Source organism: Mesobacillus subterraneus, from assembly GCF_000934845.1.
Lineage (GTDB): Bacteria > Bacillota > Bacilli > Bacillales > Cytobacillaceae > Mesobacillus > Mesobacillus stamsii.
The window spans coordinates 1-900 of the sequence record NZ_JXIQ01000041.1 but is presented as its reverse complement, the minus strand read 5'-3'; the positions used below and the strand labels follow the sequence as shown (position 1 = coordinate 900).

Genomic DNA, 900 nt, shown 5'->3' with positions numbered 1-900 from the left:
CAAGATTTTTTCGCGTAAGCGAAAATAATCTTCCTTACTTTTTCGCGTAAGCGAAAATAATCTTCCTTAATTTTTCGCGATAGCGAAAATAATTTTCTTAACGTTTTTCGCGTCACCGAAAATAATTTCCTTAGCGTTTTAGCGCTTGCGAAAAAACTTCCTTTATAACGCCGGTGTAGCTCAATTGGTAGAGCAACTGACTTGTAATCAGTAGGTTGGGGGTTCAAGTCCTCTTGCCGGCACCATTTGTACGAGCCATTAGCTCAGTCGGTAGAGCATCTGACTTTTAATCAGAGGGTCGAAGGTTCAAGTCCTTCATGGCTCACTAAGTTTTTTTCGCGACAGCGAAAAAAAACTTCCTTAATTCGCGACAGCGAAAATAACTTTTTAATATTTTGCTTCATCGGAACAATTTTAATATGCGGGTGTGGCGGAATTGGCAGACGCACCAGACTTAGGATCTGGCGCCGCAAGGCGTGGGGGTTCGACTCCCTTCACCCGCATCATTTTTTGTGTCAATATAAAATTCCATAAATGCGGAAGTAGTTCAGTGGTAGAATACAACCTTGCCAAGGTTGGGGTCGCGGGTTCGAATCCCGTCTTCCGCTCCATTTTTTAGCCGGGGTGGCGGAACTGGCAGACGCACAGGACTTAAAATCCTGCGGTAGGTGACTACCGTACCGGTTCGATTCCGGTCCTCGGCACTACCAAGTAAGCGAATGTGCTATTTATGCGCCCGTAGCTCAATTGGATAGAGCGTCTGACTTCGGATCAGAAGGTTATGGGTTCGACTCCTTTCGGGCGCGCCATGATATTTTCTCTTAATCGGGGAGTAGCTCAGCTTGGTAGAGCACTTGGTTTGGGACCAAGGGGTCGCAGGTTCGAATCCTGTCTTCCCGA

General features: G+C 46.4%; 7 tRNA genes. All 7 read left to right on the top strand.

Features of this window, described 5'->3' with window-relative positions:
* The first annotated feature begins 169 nt into the window (after nucleotides 1–169).
* The 7 genes from UB32_RS06660 (at nucleotide 170) to UB32_RS06630 (ending at nucleotide 900) form a co-directional block, all read left to right on the top strand.
* Nucleotides 170–245: transfer RNA gene (locus tag UB32_RS06660), tRNA-Thr, on the top strand.
* A 7-nt stretch (nucleotides 246–252) separates the two neighbouring features.
* Nucleotides 253–325: transfer RNA gene (locus UB32_RS06655), tRNA-Lys, on the top strand.
* A gap of 96 nt (nucleotides 326–421) precedes the next feature.
* A tRNA-Leu gene (locus tag UB32_RS06650) sits at nucleotides 422–503 on the top strand.
* A 33-nt stretch (nucleotides 504–536) separates the two neighbouring features.
* Nucleotides 537–611: transfer RNA gene (locus UB32_RS06645), tRNA-Gly, on the top strand.
* A gap of 7 nt (nucleotides 612–618) precedes the next feature.
* Nucleotides 619–704 (top strand) — tRNA-Leu (locus tag UB32_RS06640).
* A 28-nt stretch (nucleotides 705–732) separates the two neighbouring features.
* Nucleotides 733–809, top strand: a tRNA-Arg gene (locus UB32_RS06635).
* A gap of 17 nt (nucleotides 810–826) precedes the next feature.
* A tRNA-Pro gene (locus UB32_RS06630) sits at nucleotides 827–900 on the top strand.